2 protein-coding genes and 1 pseudogene are annotated in these 2,672 nt (G+C 62.4%); 1 reads left to right on the forward strand and 2 read right to left on the reverse strand.

Going from position 1 to position 2,672, the window contains the following annotated elements; genetic code table 11:
* Positions 1–1,879 (reverse strand): ABC transporter ATP-binding protein (locus FY112_RS15960; protein ID WP_151518829.1); only part of this gene is annotated, 1,879 nt, incomplete at its 3' end.
* 162 nt (positions 1,880–2,041) lie between these two features.
* On the opposite strand from FY112_RS15960, the gene FY112_RS15965 reads away from it, so the two are divergent.
* Positions 2,042–2,272 (forward strand): ribbon-helix-helix domain-containing protein, encoded by a 231-nt coding sequence (locus tag FY112_RS15965; RefSeq protein WP_094088758.1) that lies wholly within the window; start codon positions 2,042–2,044, stop codon positions 2,270–2,272.
* A gap of 98 nt (positions 2,273–2,370) precedes the next feature.
* On the opposite strand, the pseudogene FY112_RS37830 reads toward FY112_RS15965, so the two are convergent.
* Positions 2,371–2,672, reverse strand: a pseudogene (locus FY112_RS37830) (ABC transporter ATP-binding protein); the annotation flags it as partial.

Genomic DNA, 2,672 nt, shown 5'->3' on the forward strand with positions numbered 1-2,672 from the left:
CGACCCTTGAGCCTGCATCCTCATCCGTAGCAAGGAAGCCGCCGGACTGGCGCGCCCAAAGCTCGGCATAGAGCCCGCCGTGGCGAAGCAGTGCGTCATGGCTGCCTTCCTCGATGATCCGTCCGAGATCGACGACGATCAGCCGATCGAGCGCGGCGATCGTCGACAGCCGATGGGCGATCGCAAGCACCGTCTTGCCTTCCATGATCCGGTGGAGATTGGACTGGATCGCTTCCTCCACTTCCGAATCGAGCGCCGACGTCGCTTCGTCGAGAACGAGGATCGGCGCGTCCTTCAGCATGACGCGGGCAATGGCGATACGCTGCCGCTGCCCGCCGGACAGTTTGACCCCGCGTTCGCCGACATGCGCATCGAAACCTCTGCGGCCCTGCTGATCCTGCAGGCGTTCGATGAACTCGATGGCTTCGGCGCGCCTGGCCGCCTCGACCAGCCCCTCCTCGCCGGCATCCGGCCGTCCGAACAGGATGTTGTCGCGCACCGAACGATGCAGCAGCGAGGTGTCCTGGCTGACGACGCCGATCTGCATCCTGAGGGATTCCTGCGTCACGGCTGCGATATCCTGACCGTCGACGAGAATGCGGCCATCCTGAATATCGTAGAGGCGCAGCAGCAGGTTCATCAGCGTCGATTTCCCGGCGCCCGAACGGCCGACGATCCCGACCTTTTCGCCCGGGCGGATGGTCAGCGAGAAATTCTCGACGACCGGCTGGTGGCCCTTGCCGTAGCGGAAGGAAACATTGTCGAAACGGATGCCGGGCTGCCGGATCACCAAGGTCTTCGCATCGGTCCGGTCGACGAGCCCCAGAGGTTGGGAGATCAGCTCGGCGGCGTTCTGGATGGTGCCGAGGTTGCGCATGATACCGTTGAATTGCGTCATCAACCGTCCGAGCAGGAAATTCAGCCTGAGCACCAGCGCCAGCGAAAACGCCACCGCACCCGAGCTGATGAGGCCGCGCAGCCAGAGATCGACGCTCAGGCCCGCCATCGTCACGATCATCAGGCCGGAAAGCAGCGCCATCGAGGCCCTGACGCCGGTGATGAACCGCGTGAAGCGCAGCACCGTATCCTGATAGATATCGAAGCCCTGCCGCATGTAGCGGTCGCTCTCCTCGTCGCGTGCAAACAGCTTCAGCGTCTGCATGTTGCTGTAGGAGTCGACCATCCTGCCGTTTAGCATCGATCCGGCTTCCGCCGTTTCGCGGGAATGATGGCGGATCCGCGGGACAAAGTGGCGCGCCAGCAGGCTGAATGCGCCAAGCCAGAACAGCACGACGGCGGCAAGGGAAAAGTCCAACCGGGCGACGAGCACGAGCGTCGTTACGGCATAGATGCCGACGAACCAGACGCTTTCCATCAGCGAGGTGACGAGATCGCCGGTGGCCTGCCCGGCCGACCAGACCTTGGTGACGATGCGTCCGGAAAAATCGCTCTGGAAAAACGACAATGACTGCCTGGAGACGTGGAGATAGGATTGCCAGCGCGCGAGATTGTAGAAGCCCGGCGTGATCACCTGCTGGTCGACGAGCGCGATCAGGAAGGCGATGACGAAGCGCACGAGCCCGATGAGGGCGAGCATGCCGAACAGCTCACCGCCATGGGCAGCCAGAAGGCCGCTCCAGCCGGCCCCCGGCGTGATGCTGCCGAGGATATCGACGAGCCGCCCGACGAACCAGAAGAGCGCTGCCTCGATCGCCGCCGACGCGCCGCCGAGAACAAGCATGGCGATGAACGGCGTCCTCGCCTGGCCGATATAGAACCAGATGAATCCGAGCGTCGAGCGCGGCGGCTGGAGATTGGCGCGTGGGCGGAACGGATCGATCCAGGTTTCGAACCGGCGGAGGATGGGGCTTAAGAACATAGAAGCGATATAGGCGGAATAACCGGACCGGCAAAGGGAATGAAAAGCGACCGAAACCTTATATTTTGGTAATTAATGGTAACATCGGCGGCATACCCATTGAATGCCCCCGAACCGGTCACAATCTCACGTTACGATCGCGCTTTACCGGAGACCACTTCCATGGAAACGAAAATGCTCGATGTGCATGTTCCGCTTCCGCTTGCAGAAAGGCTGGATGCCCTGGCATTCGCCCTAGGGTTGCCGCGCGACGAGATCGTCGCCGAGGCCATTACCGCCTGGCTGGACCAGGAAGAGCAGCGTCGTCTCGTCGCACTGCGCGCGATCGCAGCCGCCAACACCATGATCGTCGTCGAACATCACCGCGTGATCGATTGGGCCGACAGCCTTTGAGCGGATAGAACGCAAACGCGCTCGGGCCCCAGCAGCTGGAAACCACCCTCAGTATTCAAGAGGCCCTCTCCGCTTTCGCCGAGAGGGCCTCATTTATGTTATTCCGCCGCCACTTCCGCTTCGTCGGCGTGATCGGAGAGGAAGCCGCCGGACTGGCGGTTCCAGAGGTCGGCATAGATACCGCCTGCTTCGATCAGTTCGCTGTGCGAGCCGGCCTCGATGATCCGGCCCTTGTCGAGCACGATCAGCCGGTCCATCTCCGTCAGCGTCGAAAGCCGGTGGGCGATGGCGATCACCGTCTTGCCCTCCATCAAGGCGAAGAGGTTTTCCTGGATCGCCGCCTCGACTTCCGAATCGAGCGCCGAGGTCGCCTCGTCGAGCACCAGGATCGGCGCGTCCT

The organism is Rhizobium sp. PEPV16 (genome assembly GCF_008919455.1).
GTDB classification, from domain to species: domain Bacteria; phylum Pseudomonadota; class Alphaproteobacteria; order Rhizobiales; family Rhizobiaceae; genus Rhizobium; species Rhizobium leguminosarum_Q.

Bases quoted from the DNA above. Each gene is read 5' to 3' on its own strand.
- FY112_RS15965 (WP_094088758.1), top strand. From the start codon at position 2,042: ATGGAAACGAAAATGCTCGATGTGCATGTTCCGCTTCCGCTTGCAGAA.